Source organism: Sphingobium sp. FW306-1B-F04DB (genome assembly GCF_058781925.1).
In genome coordinates this window covers 1-22,155 of the sequence record NZ_JBYSXE010000041.1, presented here as the reverse complement: position 1 = coordinate 22,155, position 22,155 = coordinate 1, and the positions used below count along the sequence as shown (strand labels likewise).

Here is a 22,155-nt window from a genome sequence, read left to right as displayed (position 1 = left end):
GTTCGTGATATAGGCGGGCCATGTGCAATCAATATACCTTGCGCCCCAGCCGCGAAGAGGTCGCGGCCCATTTCAGGGTGAAGATCCACAGCGCCTCAAATGCTCCGCAAGAGATCTATCCGGGTTATCCCGGCATGGTGGTCCACGAGGTTGAGCGCGAGCGCGTCATGCAGTCCATGACCTGGGGGTTTCCGCTTCGGCTGAAGGGCATGAAGCCGGAATCGAAACCCAAGCCCGTCAACAATATCGCTGACCTGCGAAAGCCGATATGGATTGGGCTCGCTCGCAAACCCCAATGGCGCTGCCTAATCCCTCTCAGCCATTTTGCCGAGGCCGAGGGGTCGAAAGGCGCGAAGACCAAAACATGGTTTTCGGTGATCAATCAGCCGATCGCCGCGTGGGCAGGGCTATGGCGTATAAGCGACGAATGGGGGCCCGTTTATTCGGGCGTAATGACTGATTGCAACGACGCGATCCGGCCCGTTCATGACCGCATGCCCGTACTGCTGATGCCGCAAGACTATGACCGCTGGCTGGGTGGCAGTTTCGAGGATGCGTTGTCATTCCAGGAACGCTGCTTCCCCGACAATCTGATCGAGATGGAGCGCACAAACGAACCTTGGAACACGGCCAACAAGTCGGTCGGCGAGCAGCTCATGCTGTAATAACGGCTGCGAAGCGACAATGTTGACCGATTCCGGATTGCAGATTGCATTCGTTACCAATTCGCCGCTGTGCGTGGAGCGTCAAGGCGGGGTTATTCACGACGAGCGCAAGATAAGGGCAAAAGCGCCAGGATTAAATTGCCGAGCTGAATTGATTGAGATCGTATAGTTGAACCGCCGACATCCTTTAGGAAAGACGATCTCGAAGCTATTTCAGCATTCGTCGCGCGGTTGGGAACATCCCCGTTCATCAACTCGTTATTTCCGCAGCAGGTGGGCGGCTGTCCCACAGCAGACGGTCCCACAGGAGACACTTCATGACCCGCATATCATGGATCATCGCATCTGCGCCCGTCTTGTTGGCTCTGGGAGCCTGCGGGCCCAAGTCCGAGAGGGCCGAGACCAACGCCCAGAACATCGCTGCTGCCGAGACTCCGGTCGAGCCCGCTGCACCGGCGCTGACGCCCGCCGAGCTATTCGCCAACACTGCGGCATCGAGCGACGCCTTCGAGATCGCAACATCGAAACTCGCGACGGAAAAATCTGAATCCTCTTCGATCCAGGCCTTTGCAAAGCAGATGATCAGCGCGCACACAGACTCGACCACCAAGCTGAAGGCTGCAGCTGCAAGCGCCAACCCGCCGATCGTTCCCGATCCCACCCTGACGGCCGATCAGCAGGCCAGGCTCGCCGCTCTCCAGGCAAAGACCGGCGCCGAGTTCGACATTGCCTATGCTGCCGAGCAGGTCGCCGCCCACCAAATGGCTCTTGATGCGTTACGCGCTCACGCTGACAGCCGGGAGGCCTCCCAACTTAAGGATTTCGCAACTTCCCTGATCCCGGTCGTGACGGCCCATCTCAATATGGCAAAGTCGCTCAAGCCCTAGATTCGGTCTGTGGAGGGCCCGCCCCTGGGATCGCAAACCATTTCAGCTCTTTTTGGCCTTGAGTGAAAATTTCTCGTCAAGGGCAAATCCCAGAGGCAGACAAGGTGGGGCTGATGCTTTTCTCGCTCACGAAAGAGTACCGGCGATCGGCCATTGATGCCCATTACTTTGTAAGGTGCAACTTCACAGATCCGGAAGCACCTGGTCGGCGCGGCCCCAGTGGGCGAGGTCTTTGGACGCCGCGCGCTTCACCATCTCCGCGCCATCCCCGATGTGCCAGTGCGAGGGCGCGTCGAGATCCCGCAGCTCCTCCCAGGTCAAGGGCACAGCGATCGGAGCGAACGCGCGCGAACGCGCGCTATACGGCATGACAGCCGTCGCGCCGCGCTGGTTGCGCAGATAATCAATAAAGATGCGTCCCGCCCGCCGCGCCTTGGCAAGCGCAGCAGTGAACCGGTCGGGCTCGGCCTGGGCGAGTGCGACAGCGAACCGATGCGCGAAGTCCTTGATCTCGGGCCACTCGGCCGAGGGCGTCAGGGGTGCGATCACATGGATGCCTTTACCCCCGGTTACCATTGGAAAGGTTGTGAGGCCCATCTGGGCCAGCACGTCCTGTACATGGAACGCGGCTGCGACGACGTCTTTGAAATCGAGACCTTCGTCGGGATCGAGGTCGAACACCAGCCGGTCGGCCTTTTCAACGTCCTCGATCCGCGCGCCCCAGCCATGAAACTCGATGGTCCCCATCTGCACACAGGTAAGCAGGCCTTCGGACGTATCGACGAATAAATAGGGCTCTTCAAGACCGTCCTTTTCACGAATCCCCACCTGTTTGACGGCATCGCCGAAGCTTCCGGCGTCGTGTTTCTGGAAGAAGCATTTCTTGTCGCGCCCTTGGGGGCACCTGACGAGGCTGATCGGGCGGCTTCCGGTCCAGGGCAGCATGATTGATGCCACGGTCTCGTAATAATCGGCCAGCTGACCTTTGCTGAGCTTGCCCTCCGGGAAAATCACCCGGTCCCGATTGCTGATCTTGACGCCACTCGTCTGGGCAGGCGTTGGCAGCGCCTCGACCCGCGCCTCCTTCTCTAGAACCACCGCCTCGGGCTTCTTGTCTTCGCGCAGGCCCAGGTAACTTGGATGGCGCAGCACGCCGTCGTCGGTGACCTCGATATAGGCAATCTCGGCGACGAGTCTGGGCTTGATCCAGTGCGCACCGCGCACGGCGGTCCGGGGTGCCTCAACCGTAGCCGTGGTCTGCTCGAGCGACGTCATGATTTCCATCAAACGCTCGATCTCGTCGCCAGTGAAGCCAGTACCGACTTTGCCGGCATAGCGCAGCTTGCCGTCCTGGTTGACCCCCAGCAGCAAGGAGCGGAAGCCGCGTTGCTTATCCGATGGGGTCCAGCCGACGATGACGAATTCCTGTCGGCGAATGCATTTGGTCTTGACCCAGCTGCCGCTCCGCGCTCCCACATAGCGGGCATCGACGCGCTTGGAGATGACACCCTCCAGCCCCGCGCCGCAAAAACGGTCAAACAGCTGTTCGCCCTTGCCGACGATATGGTCGGAGTAGCGTAGCCGGGCATGGTTCGCCCGGAGCAATTCGGCGAGCTTCTCCTTGCGCCGGACCAGCGGCAGCTGGGTGAGGTCATCGCCATTGAGCTCAAGCAAGTCGAACGCGAAATAGTCGATCCTGTCCGGGTCTGCCTTCAGCGCGGCTTGTAGAGCCTGGAAGCTCGTGCGGCCGTCGGGCAATGTCACCACTGCCTCGCCATCGATGAGCGCACTCTCCGCATCCAGCGCGACGGCATCGGCGATCAAGCCTGCGAACCGGTCCGACCAGTCGAGGCCCGAACGAGTATAGGCGCGCCCTTGCCCGCCACCGATCGCAAGCAGGGTGCGATAGCCATCATATTTCAGCTCGTGCAACCAGCGTTCACCAGGCGGTACATGATCTACCAGTGCCGCAAGCTGGACTGGCTGGAAGGGCGGAAGCCTCCCGCCCGCTGCCCTCCGTGTGTTTCCCGCTTTCGCGCGAGACGCTTTGACCCCTGGTACCTTCGCGCCCACCTTCGGCCCGGTCCCAGCCTGGCCGGCCGCAATCTCCTCCATGGTTCGCCCCGTATCGATGCTGGTGAGGTGGCTGCCCACCAGGTCGTCCGAGCCCCCCGCAAAGGCGTCGTTCACCTTGCGCAGGATCCAGTTCTCGCCCTTCTCTTTTCCCCGAGGCTTGAGGCGAAAGAGGATCCACTCACCCTGCATCCGCCGGCCGTAAAGGTGAAAATGCAGATGGCCTTCCGGCAGCGTCTCGCGCGGGTCTTTTCCGGGAATGGATTCCCAGGTGCCATTATCCCAGAGCATGACCGTGCCGCCGCCATATTCGCCTTTGGGAATCGTGCCTTCAAACCGTGCATAGTCCAGCGGATGGTCCTCGGTGCGGACCGCCAGCCGTTTGTCGTCGGGATTAAGACTGGGACCGCGCGTCACCGCCCAACTGAGGAGCACGCCGTCAAGCTCCAGGCGGAAATCAAAATGAAGGCGGCTTGCCGCATGTTTCTGGACAACAAAGCCATTACCCGAGGTGGGCACGGTCGCGCCGGACGGCTCCGCAGTTCGCGCAAAGTCGCGCTTGGCGCGATATTTTGCGAGATTGTCCTCTGATGACGTTGGTTTGGCGATTCCGCCTCGTCCCATAGCGATGGTTCCATTCGATCCATTCTTAAATTCCCGGCAGGCAGGACTCGTTCCCGACGCCAAACGGCCAGCTGGCAAGGTCAGCTGTCGATCTTCCGGGCAAATCGATAACTGGTCTGTTCAAACTTCAGAGCGTGAAAGAAACTATGGGCATTCTTGATCTCGATGTCGCTCATAGCTTCAACCAGTGCGCAGCCCTTTCCCGCGAGGACCTCTTGCGCCGCCACAAGCAGCTGGGTGCCGATGCCCTGGCGACGATGCTTTTCATCGACAATGAGGACGGTGAGGCGACCGACGGGACCGCGGTGCGCCGTTGGAAGGACCGCCCAGCCGCAGCAGCCCACAAGCGCCCGCTGCTCAGCGACAATCATACCCCCGCCGAGCTTGCGCAGCATATCGAGGTTTCTGGCGATCGTATCGCGGTCCGTACTGATCCCGCTCAGCTGTTTGAGCAGCTGTACGAGTGCCGCAGCATCGCGCTGCACCACGGAACGAATGATGATTTCCAGCGCGGGTTCCGCCTCCGGTTTGGCCGGAACTGGTCGCGGTTTTTCGGTCGGCTTTCGGGCTTGCGCCCCACGCGCGTCGGACGCTTGGGCACGGTTCGGGATTGGTTTGGAATTTACGTTGCGCGGCTGGCGGCGATCGGCAAGCGCGGTCGATCTTGCTCGGCGACGCAATGGCTGCTCTGCTAATGGCTCGGTGCTGGCCAGCTGCGCTTTTGGGCCAGGCCGATCTGGCGTCGTCTCTGCCGATTGTCTCCATGTGCTGAGAGCACCGGTGCGCAGATAATCTTCGATGTCACCTGCGCTTGCGGTCAGGCCATCGGCGTCAATGCCGAGGAGCGGCTTTCCCGCTGCATCGATCAGGCCATATTTTCCAAAATCCCCAACCCCCGGCTTGCGCCGGCGCGACTTGACCAGCTTCAACCCGCGATGTTGGGCCATTTCGCGCAACTGTTTATCGACCGCCTCGTCTGCCATGCTCAAGCAATCCGCTAACGCCGTGGCGATTCATAGCACATCATTGACCTCGCCTCGCTGGAAGCGGCGAAATCGCCCCCTCATTCGCCGAGCACCCGATACACTGCCATCAGATGACGTGACGCGGCCTCACGGGCACGCGGCGAGCGGATCGTTTCTTCGTTGGTCTCATGCAGCATCGTCAGCAGCTCGAGCACCTCCTCACGCGAGGTCCCGGTCTCGCGAAGCTGGGTGCCGATCAGTACAAGAAGATTGCTCCACAGCGTGATCGCGCCTTCGGCAAACGCGGCATCATCATCCTCGTCATTGCGAGGTGCTTGGCGGCCCATTTCGACCACTGGTCATGCTCGTTTGCGCGCGGGAGTCTTGACCTTTGTCTTGGCCGCGACTTTCCGCGCGGTCTTGGTTGCCTTACGCGGGGTGCTGTCACTTCCGGAACCAAGCGAACTTTTTAGCGCAGCCATCAGATCCACGACATTGCTGCCGCGTGGGTCACCTCCGCCCGCGTCGGTGTCGATGTTGAGGGTCTTGCCCTTTTTCTTGCGTTCTATGAGTTCCTTCAGCGCATCGACATATCGATCATGGAAGTCGCTCGCATCGAACCTGCCGGTCTTCTTATCGATCAGCGTCGTGGCCAGGTCGAGCAACTCTTCATCCGGATCTGCATCGCCTATGTCGCGGAAATAGCTCGCCGCCTTGTTGACCTCGTCTGCATAGCGCAGCGTCTCCATCACCATTCCACGCCCGCAGGCCTTGACGCTCACAACATATTCCCGACCCCGCATCGCGAGCTGACCCAAGCCGATCTTGCGGCTCCGGCGCAGCGCCTCGCGCAGCACGATGAACGCCTCTTCGGCGAGATCGTCCGCGGGCACGACATAATAGGGCTTCTCGAAATAGATCATGTCGATGTCCTGGGCATCGACAAATTGGGTCAGCTCAAGCGTCTTCTTGCTCTCGAGCTTGACCCCTTCGATCTCTTTCTCATCGAGCAGGACATATTCGCCTTTGGCATATTCGAAGCCCTTGACGATCTCGTCAACGTCGATCGGTCCGATTCCTGGCACCACTTTCTCGTATTTGATGCGCTTGCCCGAAGGCTCGTGGATCTGGTTGAACGCGATCGTTGCACCGCTCTTGGTCGCCGAATAGATTTCCACGGGGATTGAGACGAGCGCCAGTCGGATCTGGCCTTTCCAATAGGGACGCGCGGCCATAACTATCTCCTCGAAACAGATCGTGTGACTCCTCGTGACGCCGTCGTTTGCTACGCGCGATCTGACGCACGCATGTCCGAGGGTCACGCATCACGCGGAAAGTTCGTTGTCATCTTGCCCGGCTTGAGAACGATTTCGGCGCTCGGTATTGCGAGTTTTTCGGCGGTTGGTAGCCTGCCAGCCGTTCGGCAAGCAATCATCGATCGTTTCTCCCGATCACCGCCGCCGCATTGTCCGAATTGCGGATGCATCCTCAACATCAATCTTTCCAAAGTAGTGCTAGTGAGCGTGCGTCTGCGCCCCACGTGTCTCACGTGCCAGATAGGTCTTGGTGACTGCCACAACCTGCTGATCGAGCCAGTCAGCAAACTCATTCTCCTCGTCCAGAAGCGATCTGCATTTTTCTGCGATGCTCGCCTCGCCCGCGGCTTCGGCTGCAACGACAAGGATGCGGTATGACGCCGCTTCCATATGCGCGAACGTCGCGGTCGCCAGCACGGCCTTGACCGGCTCATCGCCGACGACGTAGCCGCTGAGCGTCTGGCCGAACGCGGTGATCTGTCCGGTCAGGGTTTTAATGAGCGAGGGGCTTTCTCCCAGTTGGTCGAGGCATCCCTCGAGCCGCTTGGCCTGGTCGGCGCTGCGCCGGGCGTGTTCCTCAAGGCCGAAACTGAATTCTGAATGCTCCTTGACCTGCTTGGCAGTGCGGGCAAGCATGCTCTCCGCCTGACCTTCGGCCGCGTGCGCATCGCGAAGCCACTCCACTAATCTTTCGCGCGCTGTTGTCATGATCCATCTCCTGGTTCGATATGAAAGTGAACCGCTGCGAGCAGCGACTGTTCCACGCCATCGGGGCGACCGACCGCAAATCGCAGGGGCCGCGCTAGGAGTTTGTGGCCTGGCTTCAGGCAGCGCTCAGGTCGCAGGGGGCAATTGCTGAAGTTCGGCCCACTGTGCGGCCTTGCGCAAATTCCCCCGCCACGAGGAAAGCGTTGCGCGAGTTGGCGAAAAGGACCTCGACGTTTCGAGCGCTGAAGCTCACGGATTGATGGTCAGGATTCGTTTGCCCCGACGATAACGATGAAATTTGCGGTGCTGGCGCTCAAGCCATGTGAGGCCCGTAGGCTTGCCCAAGAGGAGCTTCATGCACTTAGTGTTCAGGTGCCGCATCAGATTTTTCGGTGAGCCGTGCAAGCTCAGTGAGGGCGGCTATCATTGCTGGGATGGAGCCTTGGGGAAGCGCGAATCTGACCGGCATGTTATCAAGGTCGAGCTCAAGACAGGGAGATCCCGCCTCAACGAGGAAAGGCCGAATTGCGGTGAGCGTCAAAAGCTGCACCTGCGCGTTGCTCTCGAGCGATCTCCGCTCAAGCGTGATGCTCAAGATTGCCCCAATCATCGCATTCAGAACGCCAGGCTCCAGCGGGACATAATGCTTGCGATCATCCCCGCTGGTGAATGTGAAGGTGACGGTTCCTTTGGCATCGGATTCCACACCATGGAGAGATTTGATCTTCGGTAGCCGCATTTCTCGTTCCCAGAGTTTGTGACCCGGTGCGCCCGACGCGCTTCCGCATCCAGCGCCTGCGCTTCGATCGGGTTCCGGATTAGCGGACAAGACGTGCCGACGCGCGTTGATTGGTGGATCCGCCGAACGCCGTGCGCAGCTGGGTTCCTGGCGGCGCGGTCAACCTATCCCAAGCTTGTGTCGAGGAACATCATCGCGACCAGTCCAACCATGAGCGCGCCCGAGGCCTTGTTACCACCCACCCGGCTGAACATCTCGGGGATAATCTCTGATGCGACGATATAGAGCATGGCGCCCGCCGCAAACCCAAGCGCCCAGGGCAGCAGCGGCTGGGAGAAAGCGACGAGTGCCGCGCCCCCCAGCCCGGCGACCGGTTCAACCAGGCCTGACGCCAGCGCGGCGCCTACTGCTGCGCTGCGCGAATACCCCAGACTGGCGAGCGAGCCGGCCACCGCCAGGCCTTCGGGGATGTTCTGCAGGCCGATGCCCAGAGCAACGGCCACGCCGGCCGATTGGTCCCCTGCGCCGAAGCTCACGCCGACGGCCAGACCCTCGGGGAAATTGTGGAGCGTAATCGCAGCGACGAAGAACCAGACGCGCCGAAAACGCGCCTCAGCGATGCCGGTCGGCCTAAGTCCCAGGCGATCAAAGGGGGGAATGATAGCATTGAGCTGCGCCAGGCTGAATGCGCCCAGCAGCACCGCGATGACCACGATGGTTGAGGCCGCCATGCGCCCCGATCCCATGGCGTGCGCTTGAGAGAGGGCCGGAATTATAAGTGAAAAGAACGACGCTGCGAGCATGACGCCCGCTGCGAATCCAAGCATCAGATTCTGCTGGTGCTCAGTGGGGCGGCCTACCAACAGGATAGGCAGCGCCCCGAGAACGGTAGCCAGACCCGCGAGCAGACTGGCAATAAATCCCGCCATTATGATTGAGTCCACGACCCTGCCTTCCATCCGTTCGCGGCTCGGAACATATGGGTCCGCGTCAATTTCGCCGACCGGAAGGCAGGGCGCAGGTCCGGCTGCACCTCAGCCTTCGCGGCCGAACCAGCGCTCCGAGGAGCGATCAGCGAAGGTCAGCCATTCTCCTGCGCAATGGCTTTGGCATCCTCCATGTCGGTCGCCCCTCCCATGTCCTCGTCCGTCAGCTTGCCCGCACCCGGGCCGGCGCCAAGGTCGGCACCCGTCGTCGGGTTCCCGGCAGGATCCGACTGCAGTCGCGCAGCCAGGGCAGACACGGTTTTGGCCTCGGTTTTGGAAAGAGCGACGGTCGCAATGCCGTCCCCACCGTCAAGAGGAAGGGATTCCTCCACCGCGTCCACTCGCTCCCATTGTTCACCCACGTTCCATGGACCTGTCGCATCGCCGTCGCCTTGCGAGGTGTTCACGTACATGTTGGCGTATGCGGTCAGGCCCGGCAGCTTGCCTGATGGAAAATTGTCCTGGATCGAGTAGAGGGCCTTTTCAAAGCTCTTTTGATGCGCGATCTCGCGCGTCATCAAGAAGCCGAGCGCATCCTTGATTCCAGGATCGTCGGTGATGTTGATCAGCCGCTCATAGATGACCTTTGCGCGGCTTTCGGCCGCAATATTGGATCTCAGATCACAGCTCGGATCGCCGCGGCTGTCGACATAGGCGGCGGTCCATGGAACCCCCGAACTGTTCGTAAGAGCCGGACCGCCTCCATAGAGCAGCGACTGGGTATGACTGTTTCCCCCCGCATTTATCGCCATGTAGAGATCAGCCTCTTCCATCGCGGCTTCTGACAGCTCGGCTTTTACCCCCTTGTTCAGCATGGCGACGATGGATCCGATAACTTCGAGGTGGCTGAGTTCTTCGGTCGCGATATCGAGCAGCAAATCCTTCCGACCAGGATCCTCCTCGGAAAGCCCCTGTGTAAAATAGCGCATCGCCGCAGCCAGCTCGCCATCGGCACCGCCAAATTGTTCCAGAAGCAACGATGCCAGCGCAGGATTGGACTGCGAGACACGGACAGTATATTGAAGACGTTTGTTGTGCATGAACATCGAACTTCTCCTTAGTCATAATAGTTTACATCGCGTCGCTTGCTCGACGTCTCAAATCTACTTGTCTATACGTACCCGGGTTGCCAGGATTTCATCTGAGAGCGGGCCCACCAGCAGCGCGCTCCGGCATTTGCTTTGACGGAATCGACTGCCTTATGCGGGCTCACTGGTCGCAGCGTGTCGGAAGCCATGCCTGCTTTCCGCACGCGTTCGTCGTTCAGGGAGCCATTGCCGGGCTTCCGCCGACCCCTGGAGCATGCGCAGTCTGTTCCCTGTGGCGCCGGTAAGTGGCGAGCGCCTGACCGACGACCTGATCCATATTGTAGTAGCGATAGGTCGCGAGGCGTCCGACGAAGATCACCTCGGGCGTGCCGAGCGCGAGCGCTTCGTAGCGTTTAAACAGAGCATGGTTCTCAGCACGCGGAACCGGATAATATGGGTCTCCTGCATCGCAGGGATATTCATAAGTGATGCTGGTGCGCTTGGCCGCCTGGCCAGTCAGATGCTTGTATTCGGTTATCCGCGTGTAAGGCACGTCTTCGGAAGGGTAGTTCACGACGCCCACCGGTTGAAAGATCTCGCAATCTACGGTTTCATGACGGAACTGGAGCGAGCGATAGGGCAGCTTGCCGTATCGATGCCCGAAATACTCATCGATCGGACCTGTGAACACCAGGCGGTCAAAGCCGACCTTTTCCCGAATGGTTTCGAAGTCAACCCCGAGCGCGACTTCGATGTTGGGATGATCAAGCATTGCCTGGAACATGGCGGTATATCCGCGGGCAGGCATGGCTTGGAAGGAGTCGGTGAAATAGCGATCATCGGTGCTCGTTCTCGTTGGCACACGGGCGGTCACCGATCTGTCGAGTTCCGAGGGATCCATGCCCCATTGCTTGCGCGTATAGCCCCGAAAAAAGGTCTCGTAGAGTGCGCGACCGACCTTGGAAATCACGACGTCAGCCGATGTGCGAATTTCCGCTATTTCCTCCGCGCGCTCCTTGAGAAACCTTTCGGCTGCCTCGTCGGTGGCGAGCGACAGCCCATAAAGCCGATTGAGTGTGGTGCGATTGATCGGCATCGGCAGCAGCTGCCCCGAGACCGCGGCGAGCACGCGGTGCTCATAGGGCCGCCAGTCAGTGAAGTGCGACAGATAGTCCACGATTTCCATTGAATTGGTGTGGAATATGTGGGGGCCGTAGCGATGGACGAGTATGCCGTCCTCGTTCTGATGATCATATGCATTTCCGCCGATATGAGGCCGGCGGTCGATCACCAGCACGCGCTTCCCGGCATCTACGGCCAGCCGCTCGGCCATGACCGCTCCCGCAAAGCCCGCTCCGACGACCAGATAGTCATAATGTGGCCGGACTGCCTCGCTCTGCCGTTCGGTAATTTCGCCCATAAGGCCCCTCATGGAGGCGACAACCGAATCCCATGAAAGGTCTGACAAAGCGGCATCGGCCAGTGCCAATTGCGCGCCGCGGGCTTCGTCGGTCAGGCCAAGCGTGCGCTCGCAAGCTTCGATGAACGCATCGGGGTTGGAGGCGATCTGTACAGCATCGAGTTCGCCGTAGTGACGAAGGACATCAACAATCGGCGTCGACACGACGGGCAGACCAGCCGCCAGGTACTCGGGCGTTTTGGTGGGGCTGATAAAACGGGTGGATGCATTGATGGCAAAGGGCATCAGCGCCACGTCCCAACCAGCGACGTAGCGCGGCAGGTCTCCATAGATCTTGCTGCCAAGGTAGAAGATGTTTGAACGTTGGGGCAGGCTTTCCGGATCGATCTTGACGACTGGCCCTACCATGACGATGGACCAGTCGGGGTGTTGGTCCGCGATCCGCGCGACGAGCTTCAGATCCATGCGCTCGTCGATCACGCCGTAATAACCGAGCCTCGGCCGCGAAAGCATCGCTTGATCAGCTGGATCCTCCTGATCCGCGCGCGCCGCCTCAAAATGGCTGCGTTCAACGCTCGACGGAAACGGGTAGACAGCAGGATGGCTCGAGCGTTTCGCTTCATAGAGGCTGTAGCCCCCCGTAAAGACGAGGTCGGCACAGGCGAAGAGTTCGCGCTCCAGATCGGGGAGGGAAGGAGGCGCGAAATCGAAATTGGAAAGCTCGTCCATGCAGTCATAGACGGTGCACACCGACTTCACACCGCGCGAGAACGGCAGCATCATCGGGGTGTAATACCAGCGAATGATCTGGCGATCGCAGGCCCGCAGATAGGTCACGAGCAGCGCGTTCAGGATCGGATCGATCGCGTCGGGCTCCGAGGAGCGGGGGACGTGCGGCGTTATCACCGTAATGCCGGCGCAAGGGGAGCGCGTCTCCAGCCAGCCACCGGCTTCGTCACAATCAAGGATCGGCTCTTCCCAGAACAATACGGGCAAGTCCGACGTAAAGCGCGTCATCAAATGCTGAGGGCGCTGAAAGACGAAGTCCCAGCGCAAATGTGAAAAGCACAATAGGAGAGGTGCGCCGGCCCCGTGGTCGGAGGCCGGTAAAGGCGACTGAAACATGGAAGATATTCCTTGGTGGATACTGTGAGATAACTGGCGGAACAGCGCCCAAGTTCCTGCAAATCGTATTGATCTAGGTTATGTCCAGTGCATAATTCAGGGTTTAGCATTTGCAGCCGGCAATCAAGACGCGGTGATGCTTCATGACCTCATTGAACTGCACTATTCTGCCGCCCCTCGAACTTTGGGGCGGCCATGAATGCACTATCAATCGCGTGGGTGACGGATTCCAGGATCAGTCCGAACGGACCGGCCATTACCTGCGTAGCGATGACCTGGCCCGGTTCGCGAGCCTGGGTCTTTCGCATCTTCGCTATCCGATCCTTTGGGAAACCGTTTCTCCCGGGGATCCGACCGAATGTCACTGGCGTTCGAGCGACGACGCCATGGGTCGCATGCGCGCACTCGGGCTAGGAATCATTGCCGGTCTCGTTCATCACGGCAGCGGCCCCGCCTATACAAACCTTCTTTCCGAGACGTTCGCGCCCGGGGTCGCTGCGCATGCGGGGCGTGTCGCCGAGCGCTATCCATGGATTTGTGACTGGACCCCGATCAACGAGCCGCTCACGACGGCGCGCTTTGCAGCGCTTTACGGCCTCTGGTATCCGCATGTGCGCGACGAGAGATCATTCTGGCTGGCTTTGCTCAACCAGGTCGACGCTGTACGTCTCTCGATGCAGGCCATTCGGAGGATCGTTCCCGACGCCCGACTTGTCCAGACTGAAGACGTTGGAAGAACCTTCGGGACGGCCGCCGTTGCGGACCAGGTCCGCTTCGACAACATGCGCCGCTGGGCAAGCCTGGATCTTCTGTGCGGCGGTGTGACAGCCTGCCATCCCCTTTACGCCAGGATGAGCGGCTTCGGCTTCCAGCGCCGCCTCGACATTATCGCGGCGGCCCCGTGCCCGCCCGGGGTTATCGGTATCAACCATTATCTCACAAGCGATCGGTATCTCGATGATGTGCTCGAGCGCCACCCGCCTGAATCGCATGGCTCCAACGGTAGGCAGTGCTACGCCGATGTCGCGGCCGCGGGCGTGCCAGAGTGTGAGCCGACGGGTTTGGCGGGCGCAATCGGCGACACCTGGGCGCGCTACCAACTGCCTGTAGCGCTTACCGAAATCCATAACGGCTGCACGCGCGAGGAACAGATGCGCTGGCTGAACGAGGCTTGGAAGACGGCGCATGCCGCACGGGCCGCAGGCAGCGAGGTCATTGGAATGACGGCGTGGAGCCTGTTGGGCGCTTATGACTGGACAAGCCTTCTGACCGAGCAGCGCGGCGAATATGAAAGCGGAGTCTGGGATATTCGCTCGACGCCGCCCCGAGAGACAGCGCTCGCGCCGCTGCTCCGGTCGATCGCAACGGGCACGGACTACACCCATCCGGCGCTTGCGGGGACGGGTTGGTGGCAGCACGCTTCCCCCGCCGGATCGCGGCGCCCCAATCCCGTTGCCCGGGATCGCCGGCCAATTCTCATTACGGGAGCCACCGGCACCCTCGGCCAAGCGATCGCCGGCGCGTGCCGCCTGCGCAATCTGGCATTCCGCACGACGAGCCGGCAGGAGCTGCCGCTCGGAGATCCGGCAATGGCGAGCCAGGTGCTGGAGGATGTGAAACCTTGGCTTGTGATCAACGCGGCAGGCTGGGTGAGGGTCGACGACGCCGAGGGCGATCCGCTTTCCTGCATGTCCGCAAACCGGGACGGCGCGGTCGAGCTGGCGCGCGCCTGCACCGACCGCAATATACCGTTTGTCGGCTTTTCGAGCGATCTCGTGTTTTCCGGCGAGCACGAGAATCCTTATGTCGAGGCGGACAGGCCGGCGCCGCTAAGCGTATATGGCCGTAGCAAGGCTGAGGCCGACAGATTGCTTTGCGCACTCGAGGGCCCGATCCTGATCGTCAGAACAGCCGCGTTCTTCTCCCCGTTCGACGACCATAATTTTGCCATGCATCTCATGCGCGCATTGCGGCGACGGTCAGAATTTTCAGCAGCGAGCGACGTCGTCGTCACCCCGACCTATGTTCCTGATCTGGTGCGCACGACGCTCGACCTAGCGATCGATGGCGCGCGCGGCTTGTGGCATGTCACTAATGAAACGCCGCTCACGTGGGAAGGATTTGCCCGCGCGATTGCCCGATCGGGCAGGTTTTCAGCCGCAGCTATCATTGGCAGGCCAGCGCTCGAGATGGGCTGGGTGGCGCACCGTCCACGACAGGCAGCATTGCGCAGCGAACGCGGGTGCCTTTTGCGGCCATTGGACGGCGCGATAGATCAATTTGTACGTGCCGTGGCTGCAAGCAGCTAAATGTGTTTTCCCCGCGCCTTGCCCCCTACCTAAATTTCGGGGGCGGGAGAGCTTGTCCTTCTGGAACGGCTCGGGCGGCCATCGTCCGGGATGTGGTGAGGGGGCTTCCGGGTCTCCGGAGGACCGCGCCTGCTGCTCCTCTGCAAGAGTCGGGCTTTCAGAGCGCCTGAGGCCGCTTACGGCCTGGGAGTGCGGGCCATTCAGATGATGCGCGACACAGCATCGTTCCCGCGCCTCGCTCTCCGAAAATCAGGTGAACTCGGATTGAGCTGATGAGTTGTCGCAAGGTGACGGATGTGTCTGAAGCCAAGGCTCTCCAGGGACTCGTCATTGGGGGCGCCCTTACAGCGGCCCGCCAGGTGCGAATGCACTACCGGTGGGGGGACCGTTATCGGGAGAGGCTCGGAGACTTGCTATGCCCATTAACCCAGACTGTCGCGCGCGAATCGTGAATGGAGCCCCTTGGCTCACCGTCCTTGCCGATGAAATTGACGTGACCCTCGAGCAGATTGCGTCGAAAGCGCATGTCCCGGTCGCAAAGCTTCGCGCCGTCAACGACGATGGCGACCTGCTCAACCATGATGAATTCGAGCGTGTTGCAGCGGCGCTGGGGGTGAGCGTAGACGATATCGCTGATTGTCAGACACAGTGAACTCTGATGTCTGCCAAGATTTTCCCGCGGGTTCCGCGGGACGCCAGTCTATCGGTCAGACCCTTGCGTTCCAGCCCCTTCGCCCCGCGAAGACACCATTGCGTCCGTCTGTAAACTGAGCGCAATCCGCGCCAGCAGTTCCAGCGATGCATTCGTCCTATCCCGGAATTCCCAGCGATGATAGCAACCTTCCGTCTTTCTGTCGGCCGCCGTTTCGACTGTGGCCAGTGCTATTTGAGGAGAAAGGAGCCCGGTTCGACAAGCGTGTGCGTTGGGAATGCGAACCAGGGCCCAGATCACTCAACGGGGCGCTCCAACATGGGCATGGCGTGAAGCAGCGCCAAGAATCTGGAGACGGCTTGAACAGTACCATCCTTTTGATCGGCGCCACGGGCGTGATCGGCGGCCATGTTCTCGATCGGCTGATTGCTGATGACCGGGTAACTGAAATCGTCGCGCCAACCCGGAGGCCACTTGCCGTTCATTCGAAGCTCGCCAATCCGCTCGTTGATTTTGAACATCTTCGCGACGAGGCGGCATGGTGGCGCGCTGACGGGGTCATCTGCACACTTGGAACGACGCGGTCGACAGCGGGATCCGCCAACGCCTTCTGGCGCGTCGACCACGACTATCCGCTCGAGGCAGCAAGGATCGCGCGAAAGCATGGCGCAAAGGCGCTTGCGTTGACTTCAGCGCTGAATGCCGATCCCCAATCGCGTTTCCTCTACAGTCGGGCAAAAGGGGCGCTCGAGCAGGATCTGGAAGCAATTGGGCTTTCCGTCGCTGACCCTGGTCAGACCCGGGCTAATCGATGCCGATCGCGCGGAGTTTCGCGCGGGCGAACGCCTAGCCCGGGTGGTTTTTGGCGCCCTGGCTCCCGTGCTCCCCCTGCGCCTGCGCATGAGCCGTCCCGGACCTATCGCGGACGCATTGATAACCGGCGCTGTGGAAGGCACATCTGGGCGCCATGTCATTGAGGCAGAACGTCTCGTTTAAGAAGTTTATCCACCTTTTCCCGCCTGCACTCCTTGCAAGCCATGTCTGGGAGAAGCTCAGCGGGAAAACACTGGCAAGAGCTTTCCTTGATACTTCCTCTCGACCGATCATGGGCACCGCTTTCTCAATGCATCAATGACCGCAGACGACCCCAGCAATCGTCTCAAGGTTTTTATGAGTGAACGGCGGGTTTTCAGCGCGCAGCCCAGGCATGGCTGCATGATGCGAGGCAGTGTTAGCTGAGCAGGCGCTCCAGTGCACAAAGTTGCTTCCCGTAGTGTTCCGTCATTTCCTTGAGGCGATCTTATCCAGGCACGACACCGGGATCTCGTCAAAATGTGCGGACAAGCCGCACCGCCATCGCCGCCCAGGGCGGGTCGCTGATCACCTGCTGACGCCCGCCCGCACCGAGGGGCAAGACGTGGAGTCGGTCTCCGTCACGCCCGATCAGCCGCCCGAAGATGAAGCGACCCGCTGGGCGTGGGAGCAATATGTCCCGATTGAGCGCTTCACCGAAGCGATGGGGTGATAGCCGTGCGCACCAGATTTCGTCGCCCGTGCGATAGTCGCCGATCGCGGCGCGCACGACGACGGCCACCAGGTCGTCCGAAGGTTTGGGTGGGGTGACGATCGCTTCATGACGCGGCGCCTGCGCGCCCTCGGCATCGAGCAGCGCGGCGAGGGGCAGGTCGGCGCGATCGGGCAGCCTGACCAGATCGGCGGCCGTGACGCCGAGAGCGTCCGCGATGCGGTTGAGCCAGTCGACCGAGACGGTGCGCGTGCCGGTTTCGAGCCGACCGATGGTCTGGGCGGTAGTCGGCGGATTACAGCGTCGGGCAACATCCTCGAGCGTCATTTTCCGGGCGCGGCGCACCTCGCGGATAGCGGTGATCAAGTTGCAATTCCCCACATCAACTAACCGATACGGTTTCTTTTTTTCCTACAGTATTGCCTGCGTGGCAAGTGGAAGGTGCAACAATTGTAAGAGAGCAGACCATGAACGGCACGAACCGGTGCCGGTGGCGCGCGGCATCGACGAGACCGCGCGCGTGCAGCGACAGGGCGCGGCGCGGACCTCCGCCGAGCGTCACGGTGAACCCGGCTGTCGCCGCTGTCCTGACTGGCGTCGCGCGGGCTGATCAGTACGCGCCGAAAAAGAGGCCGGCGAGCGGTTGCGTGCCGATTGTAAGACCGCAGCGGTGGGGGGTGTGCGACGATCACCGGAAACGCAGCGCCTCTCTGGGGGGACGGCGGCGGCCGTCGGGATTGATCCGACGCTGACGCAGATCGCGGCCAAGAGGCGCTTCGAAGCGGCGATCGCCGCGGTCGGTCCGGGGCTGGCCGACGTAGTGTGGTGCGCGGGCTGTGCGGGCGACGGGCTGCAATGGTCGGAAAGGAGTTGGGCTCGCCGTCGCGCGCGGGCAAGCTCGTGCGGAACCTCGCCCTTGACCGGCTGGCGGTTCATTATGGGCGGGGGTGAGCGCTCGTGTCCGGTGGAACCTCAGCGCGCCGTTGTCGCCGCAACCGCCTGTGCGAACGCGGCGCCTCCATCTTCGGCGTGCTCGAAAAAGAGCTGGGGTTCGATGAGTTCGAGCTCCATGAGCAGGTAGCGCCCTGCGTCATCGGCGATCAGATCGACGCGCGCATAGAGCAACGGTTCTTGGATCGCGGCGAGGACGGTTTGCGCGGCCGCCATTGCTGCTTCGGGGGGCTCGGCAGCGCGCGCGGCCCCGCCATGCTGGATCTGAACGCGGAAATCACCGTCGGCGATGGTCTTGAGGATCGCGTGACTGTAATGCCCGCCGAAAAAGAAGAGCGACCATTCGCCTTCCCGGGCGATTGCGGGCATCATCGGCTGGACGAGCATGGGCAGACCCCAGGCCGCTGGCGCATCGGAAGCGGCATTCAGGCGATATGTGCCGTGCGCGCCCGCGGAAATGGGGGGCTTGGCGATGAGGCGCGCGGTGCCGAAATGCGCCTCGGCGTGCGCAACGTCGCCGGGCGCGAAGGACTCGAAGCAGAGCGTGGGCACTACAGGGGCGCCGCGGCGGGCGAGGTCAATGAGGTAACGCTTGTCGGTGTTGCGGCGAAGCACCGCTGGGGCATTGGCAACCGGCAGCGCGTCGCAGGCCTCGAGGAAGGCCGCCCATTCTGCCGGGCGACCATGATAGCCCCAGGCGAGGAGCGGCAGGACAAGATCATGGCTCGCGAGGTCGCCTGGCGCTGTCCAGGGCCGGAAGTCGACCGCCATGCCCGCGGCGGCGAGCGGCGCTTCGAGCAGGCCTGCCTGGGGGCGCCAGGTGGTGCCGAACTGGGGATCGGCGGGATCGGGAACGAGTATGCAGATGCGGGCAATATGATTCATGATCCGGGCATAGGGGCTGAACGGGGCGGCGGGAAGGAGGGGATCAATACCTTGCGTCTGGCGCCGCCCTGTGGTGGATATGCGTATCAAATTGCAACGTAATTACGAGTCGCAGGAGAAGGATGATGAAGCTCTACGGTTCTTCGATGTCGCCCTATGTCCGCAAGGTGTTGGCCTATGCGGCGGAGAAGGGGCTGACGCTCGAACTCGAGATGGCGGGGCTGGGGCGCGGCGGTCCCGAATTCGAGGCCGCGAGCCCGTTTCGCAAGATGCCCGCGTTCAGCGACGGCGATTTCAAGATTTGCGATTCGACCGCGATCATCACCTATCTCGAGGCCAAATATCCCGACCCGGCGCTGATCCCCGCCGAGCCGCGTTCGCGCGCACGGACGATCTGGTTTGAGGAATTTTCGGACACGATTTTGGTGGGGTGTGGGGGGAAGATGTTCTTCAACCGGTTCGTGGCGCCGCGCATCCTGGGGCGCGAGGGCGACCTCGCGGCGGCCGACGCGGCGGAACGCGACGAGCTGCCGCCGATCCTCGACTATCTCGAGAAGACGATCCCCGATTCGGGCTATCTGGTCGACGACCGGCTGACGCTCGCGGACATTGCGGTCGCGAGCCCCTTCGTCAATCTGGGGCATATCGGCATCGCGATCGATAGGGCGCGCTGGCCGCGAACCTTCGCCTATATCGAAGCAATCCTGGCGCGGCCGAGCTTTGCGCAGTGGATCGAGAAGGAACGCGCCTTCGTCCAGCAGGCTGCCTGAGACATTTTGTAGGGGTAATGCTGCGCTTTGTATGTATCAGACCAGCGGCGCCCTGCGGTGTGAAGTAGTGTCGACCAGCGCATCAAGCAGGCGCAGCGCGCGCCCCAGCCGCTCACGCGTCAGCCCGCCCCCGATTGAGATGCGCAGCGCGCGCTCTGCATCGCTGGCGGCTACCGCGAAGGCGTCCGACGGCACGACCGAAAGGCCGACCGGACGCAATGCGTTGACCAGATCGGCGGCGGCCACATGTCCGGGAAGCGGCAGCCAGAGATGATACCCCTCGGGATGCGCGGCGAAGCGAAGGTCTGACAGGATCTCCGCGGCGATGTTCTGCCGCGCGCGCGCCTCGATCCGCATCTCCTCGATCAGCGCGGCAAAACTGCCGTCGCCCAGCCATTGCGTGGCGAGCGCGGCGTTGAGCGGCGGCGCCATGATCGTGGTTTCGTGGATATCGGTCGCCACACGCCAGGCCTGCTTGACGGAGGGCGCGCGCAACCAGGCGACGCGCAGCGCGGGCGAGATGATCTTGGACAGGCTCGCGACATACCAGCTGCGCTCGGGCGCGAAGCTGGCGATGGCGGGCAGCGGCGCGGCGGGCAACCGGCCATAGGCATCGTCCTCGATCACCGCGATGCCGTGGCGTTCGGCGATCTCCGCAATGGCGCGGCGGCGTTCGAGGCCCATCGTCGCGGTCGTGGGATTGTCGTTGGTTGGAACAACATAAAGTGCGCGTACGCCGCGCTTTCGGCACAACGCGTCGAGCGCCGCGGGATCCAGCCCCTGATCATCCGAGGCGATGGGCGCAAGCTCGAGCCCGAAGCGGCGCGCGATCGCGGTGAATCCGGGATAGCTGAAACGCGCGGTGGCGACCACGTCGCCCGGCGCTAGCACCGCGCTGGCGATCGCATGCAGCGCGTTCTGGCCGCCTGCGGTGATGACCACCATGTCCTCCGACGCGTCGATCGCACAGCTGCGCAGGAAGGCAGCCGCGGCCACCCGATCCGATTGCGCGCCACCGCTTGGCTGATACTGGAAGCGCGCCGACGCGCCGGGTCTCCTGACGAGTTCGGCCATGCCCCGGGCGAGGCGTTCGGCGAGCGTGCCCCCAACGGGCTCCGGGGGCAGGTTCATGCCCGTGTCGATCGGCGCGGGGTCGCGTGCGTCAGCGCTCGTGCCCGCGGGCGCCCGGACAAAACTTCCGCGGCGACCATCGCTCTCGATCAGGCCGAGACGGCGCAGCTCGTTATAGGCGCGCGTGACCGTCGTCAGGTCGATCGAGAGCCGGTCGGCGAGCGTGCGCTGCGGTGGCAGTCGATCCCCGGGCTGGAGCACTCCGGACTCGATGTCGCGCGACAGTGCCGCGGCGATCCCGAGATATTTGGGACCAGCCGCGAGATCGATACGGGGTGACCAGTTTTGCATGGACATAACCTTGACAATGTATGGGTGCTAAATACATACATAACCGTGCGCGTCGCGATGTGCAATGCGCGAGTCGCGCTGCAACCTGCCCGACGCCCAGGAAAATGACGAGATGATCGAAACTGTTGATGACGCCAGGAAATGGCCGCGGCTCGACCCGATCCGCACAGGCATTCGCGGCAAATGCCCGCGCTGCGGGGAGGGCTCCTTGTTCGACGGCTTTCTGAAGCTGCGCAAGCAATGCGACAGCTGCGGGCTGAGCTATGATTTTGCCGATCCCGCGGACGGCCCCGCCTTTTTCGTGATCTGCTTTGGCTGCGTGCCGGCGGTGGTCTTCGCGGTGCTGCTTGAGGTTTTTCTCGACCCGCCCTTCTGGGTGCATCTGGTGACTTCGCTGCCCTTCCTCGTCGTCACCTGCCTGCTGCCGCTGCGCCCATTGAAGGGGTGGCTGGTGTGCAGCCAGTATTTCTACAAGGCGCGCGAGGGCCGGCTGGCTGAACCCTGGCGTCCCTATGAAGGCGGCCCGACGGTCGAATCGCCGCCGCATCCCTGGTGACCCGATGAGCGCGCTTGCCCAGGCGCGCGACGCCGCAAGCCGCTATCTCGCCGATCGCGGCTATGCCGCCGAGGCGCGCGCGGTGGCCGAGGGCGCGGGCGACGACTTTGCTGAAGTGCGCATCGCGCTTGCAGTCGTGGCCGACGCGCGAACGCGGTTGTTGCGCTATGAGCAGGCGCTGGCCGCTTATGCCGAGGACGATTTCTGGGATGGCGACAGCGCAAGCCCCGCGGCTGGGGACCGCGGGCGGATCGCGCGGCTTGCGCTTGCGGGTGCCGGCCAAGCTGCAGCGCGGGCTAATCACAGGGATTAGGCCGCAGGTTTATTGAGCGGACGAACGGGAATGACCCATCTTTGCATTTCCCTCGCAAGGGAGGAGCATCACCTCAATGTCACACATTCTCGGTCGACTTTGACGCGTTGACCGCTCACGATCAAATTCCTGCCATAGAGGCGGGGCGGCTGATCCGATTCCGGACACCGCGTAATTGATGTAGTCACCCTCCTGGATGGTACGAAGTCGCGAACGCTTCAATGCAGGAGGGTGAC

At 61.8% G+C, this 22,155-nt stretch carries 22 protein-coding genes; 9 read left to right on the top strand and 13 right to left on the bottom strand.

Features of this window, described 5'->3' with window-relative positions; genetic code table 11:
- Positions 1-20 precede the first annotated feature (20 nt).
- A complete protein-coding gene (locus AC3WJD_RS16185; protein ID WP_492747736.1) occupies positions 21-665 on the top strand; it encodes an SOS response-associated peptidase in 645 nt (214 codons plus the stop codon).
- 317 nt (positions 666-982) lie between these two features.
- Complete coding sequence (locus tag AC3WJD_RS16180) at positions 983-1,552, top strand: DUF4142 domain-containing protein (RefSeq protein ID WP_492747735.1); 570 nt, start codon at positions 983-985, stop codon at positions 1,550-1,552.
- A 183-nt stretch (positions 1,553-1,735) separates the two neighbouring features.
- On the opposite strand, the gene ligD is transcribed toward AC3WJD_RS16180, so the two are convergent.
- The 9 genes from ligD to glf form a co-directional block, all read right to left on the bottom strand.
- The gene (ligD, locus tag AC3WJD_RS16175) at positions 1,736-4,249 is read right to left on the bottom strand and encodes a DNA ligase D (protein ID WP_492747734.1); all 2,514 of its coding nucleotides are present in this window, start codon (positions 4,247-4,249) and stop codon (positions 1,736-1,738) included.
- A gap of 80 nt (positions 4,250-4,329) precedes the next feature.
- Entirely contained in the window at positions 4,330-5,232 is a 903-nt protein-coding gene (locus AC3WJD_RS16170; protein WP_492747733.1) for a GNAT family N-acetyltransferase, read from the bottom strand.
- Between the two features lie 80 nt (positions 5,233-5,312).
- Entirely contained in the window at positions 5,313-5,561 is a 249-nt protein-coding gene (locus tag AC3WJD_RS16165) for a hypothetical protein (RefSeq protein ID WP_492747754.1), read from the bottom strand.
- Between the two features lie 12 nt (positions 5,562-5,573).
- Positions 5,574-6,449, bottom strand: a complete 876-nt coding sequence (gene ku, locus AC3WJD_RS16160; RefSeq protein WP_492747732.1) for a non-homologous end joining protein Ku — start codon at positions 6,447-6,449, stop codon at positions 5,574-5,576.
- A gap of 279 nt (positions 6,450-6,728) precedes the next feature.
- Positions 6,729-7,238, bottom strand: a complete 510-nt coding sequence (locus AC3WJD_RS16155) for a DUF892 family protein (protein ID WP_492747731.1) — start codon at positions 7,236-7,238, stop codon at positions 6,729-6,731.
- A gap of 361 nt (positions 7,239-7,599) precedes the next feature.
- Positions 7,600-7,977 (bottom strand): hypothetical protein, encoded by a 378-nt coding sequence (locus AC3WJD_RS16150; RefSeq protein ID WP_492747730.1) that lies wholly within the window; start codon positions 7,975-7,977, stop codon positions 7,600-7,602.
- A 164-nt stretch (positions 7,978-8,141) separates the two neighbouring features.
- Positions 8,142-8,906, bottom strand: coding sequence for a ZIP family metal transporter (locus AC3WJD_RS16145; protein ID WP_492747729.1), 765 nt, complete (start codon positions 8,904-8,906; stop codon positions 8,142-8,144).
- A 152-nt stretch (positions 8,907-9,058) separates the two neighbouring features.
- Entirely contained in the window at positions 9,059-10,009 is a 951-nt protein-coding gene (locus AC3WJD_RS16140; RefSeq protein WP_492747728.1) for a manganese catalase family protein, read from the bottom strand.
- 217 nt (positions 10,010-10,226) lie between these two features.
- Complete coding sequence (glf, locus tag AC3WJD_RS16135) at positions 10,227-12,536, bottom strand: UDP-galactopyranose mutase (RefSeq protein WP_492747727.1); 2,310 nt, start codon at positions 12,534-12,536, stop codon at positions 10,227-10,229.
- Between the two features lie 143 nt (positions 12,537-12,679).
- Between glf and AC3WJD_RS16130 the strand changes: the two genes are divergently transcribed.
- A complete protein-coding gene (locus AC3WJD_RS16130; protein WP_492747726.1) occupies positions 12,680-14,845 on the top strand; it encodes a sugar nucleotide-binding protein in 2,166 nt (721 codons plus the stop codon).
- 493 nt (positions 14,846-15,338) lie between these two features.
- A complete protein-coding gene (locus AC3WJD_RS16125; protein WP_492747725.1) occupies positions 15,339-15,497 on the top strand; it encodes a LysM peptidoglycan-binding domain-containing protein in 159 nt (52 codons plus the stop codon).
- Between the two features lie 296 nt (positions 15,498-15,793).
- On the opposite strand, the gene AC3WJD_RS16120 is transcribed toward AC3WJD_RS16125, so the two are convergent.
- Positions 15,794-16,018, bottom strand: coding sequence for a hypothetical protein (locus AC3WJD_RS16120; RefSeq protein WP_492747755.1), 225 nt, complete (start codon positions 16,016-16,018; stop codon positions 15,794-15,796).
- Between AC3WJD_RS16120 and AC3WJD_RS16115 the strand changes: the two genes are divergently transcribed.
- Entirely contained in the window at positions 15,920-16,474 is a 555-nt protein-coding gene (locus tag AC3WJD_RS16115) for a Rossmann-fold NAD(P)-binding domain-containing protein (protein ID WP_492747752.1), read from the top strand. The two genes, AC3WJD_RS16120 and AC3WJD_RS16115, sit on opposite strands and share 99 nt — an antisense overlap.
- A 350-nt stretch (positions 16,475-16,824) precedes the next feature.
- On the opposite strand, the gene AC3WJD_RS16110 is transcribed toward AC3WJD_RS16115, so the two are convergent.
- Positions 16,825-17,388, bottom strand: coding sequence for a helix-turn-helix domain-containing protein (locus tag AC3WJD_RS16110; protein WP_492747724.1), 564 nt, complete (start codon positions 17,386-17,388; stop codon positions 16,825-16,827).
- Positions 17,389-17,692: 304 nt separating this feature from the next.
- On the opposite strand from AC3WJD_RS16110, the gene AC3WJD_RS16105 reads away from it, so the two are divergent.
- Positions 17,693-18,103 carry a DUF6456 domain-containing protein gene (locus AC3WJD_RS16105; RefSeq protein WP_492747751.1) on the top strand — a complete coding sequence of 137 codons (411 nt, stop codon included), beginning with the start codon at positions 17,693-17,695 and terminating at the stop codon, positions 18,101-18,103.
- On the opposite strand, the gene AC3WJD_RS16100 is transcribed toward AC3WJD_RS16105, so the two are convergent.
- Positions 17,995-18,858: an ATP-grasp domain-containing protein gene (locus AC3WJD_RS16100; RefSeq protein WP_492747723.1), complete on the bottom strand. Its 864-nt coding sequence runs from the start codon at positions 18,856-18,858 to the stop codon at positions 17,995-17,997. The genes AC3WJD_RS16105 and AC3WJD_RS16100 overlap by 109 nt on opposite strands.
- Before the next feature lie 122 nt (positions 18,859-18,980).
- On the opposite strand from AC3WJD_RS16100, the gene AC3WJD_RS16095 reads away from it, so the two are divergent.
- Entirely contained in the window at positions 18,981-19,628 is a 648-nt protein-coding gene (locus AC3WJD_RS16095) for a glutathione S-transferase family protein (RefSeq protein WP_492747722.1), read from the top strand.
- A 36-nt stretch (positions 19,629-19,664) separates the two neighbouring features.
- Here AC3WJD_RS16095 and AC3WJD_RS16090 read toward each other — a convergent pair whose 3' ends face one another.
- Positions 19,665-21,050 (bottom strand): aminotransferase-like domain-containing protein, encoded by a 1,386-nt coding sequence (locus AC3WJD_RS16090; protein ID WP_492747721.1) that lies wholly within the window; start codon positions 21,048-21,050, stop codon positions 19,665-19,667.
- A 112-nt stretch (positions 21,051-21,162) separates the two neighbouring features.
- On the opposite strand from AC3WJD_RS16090, the gene AC3WJD_RS16085 reads away from it, so the two are divergent.
- Together AC3WJD_RS16085 and AC3WJD_RS16080 are read left to right on the top strand one after the other, a co-directional pair.
- Positions 21,163-21,606: a DUF983 domain-containing protein gene (locus tag AC3WJD_RS16085; protein ID WP_492747750.1), complete on the top strand. Its 444-nt coding sequence runs from the start codon at positions 21,163-21,165 to the stop codon at positions 21,604-21,606.
- A 4-nt stretch (positions 21,607-21,610) separates the two neighbouring features.
- Complete coding sequence (locus tag AC3WJD_RS16080; RefSeq protein ID WP_492747720.1) at positions 21,611-21,919, top strand: hypothetical protein; 309 nt, start codon at positions 21,611-21,613, stop codon at positions 21,917-21,919.
- Positions 21,920-22,155 lie beyond the last annotated feature (236 nt).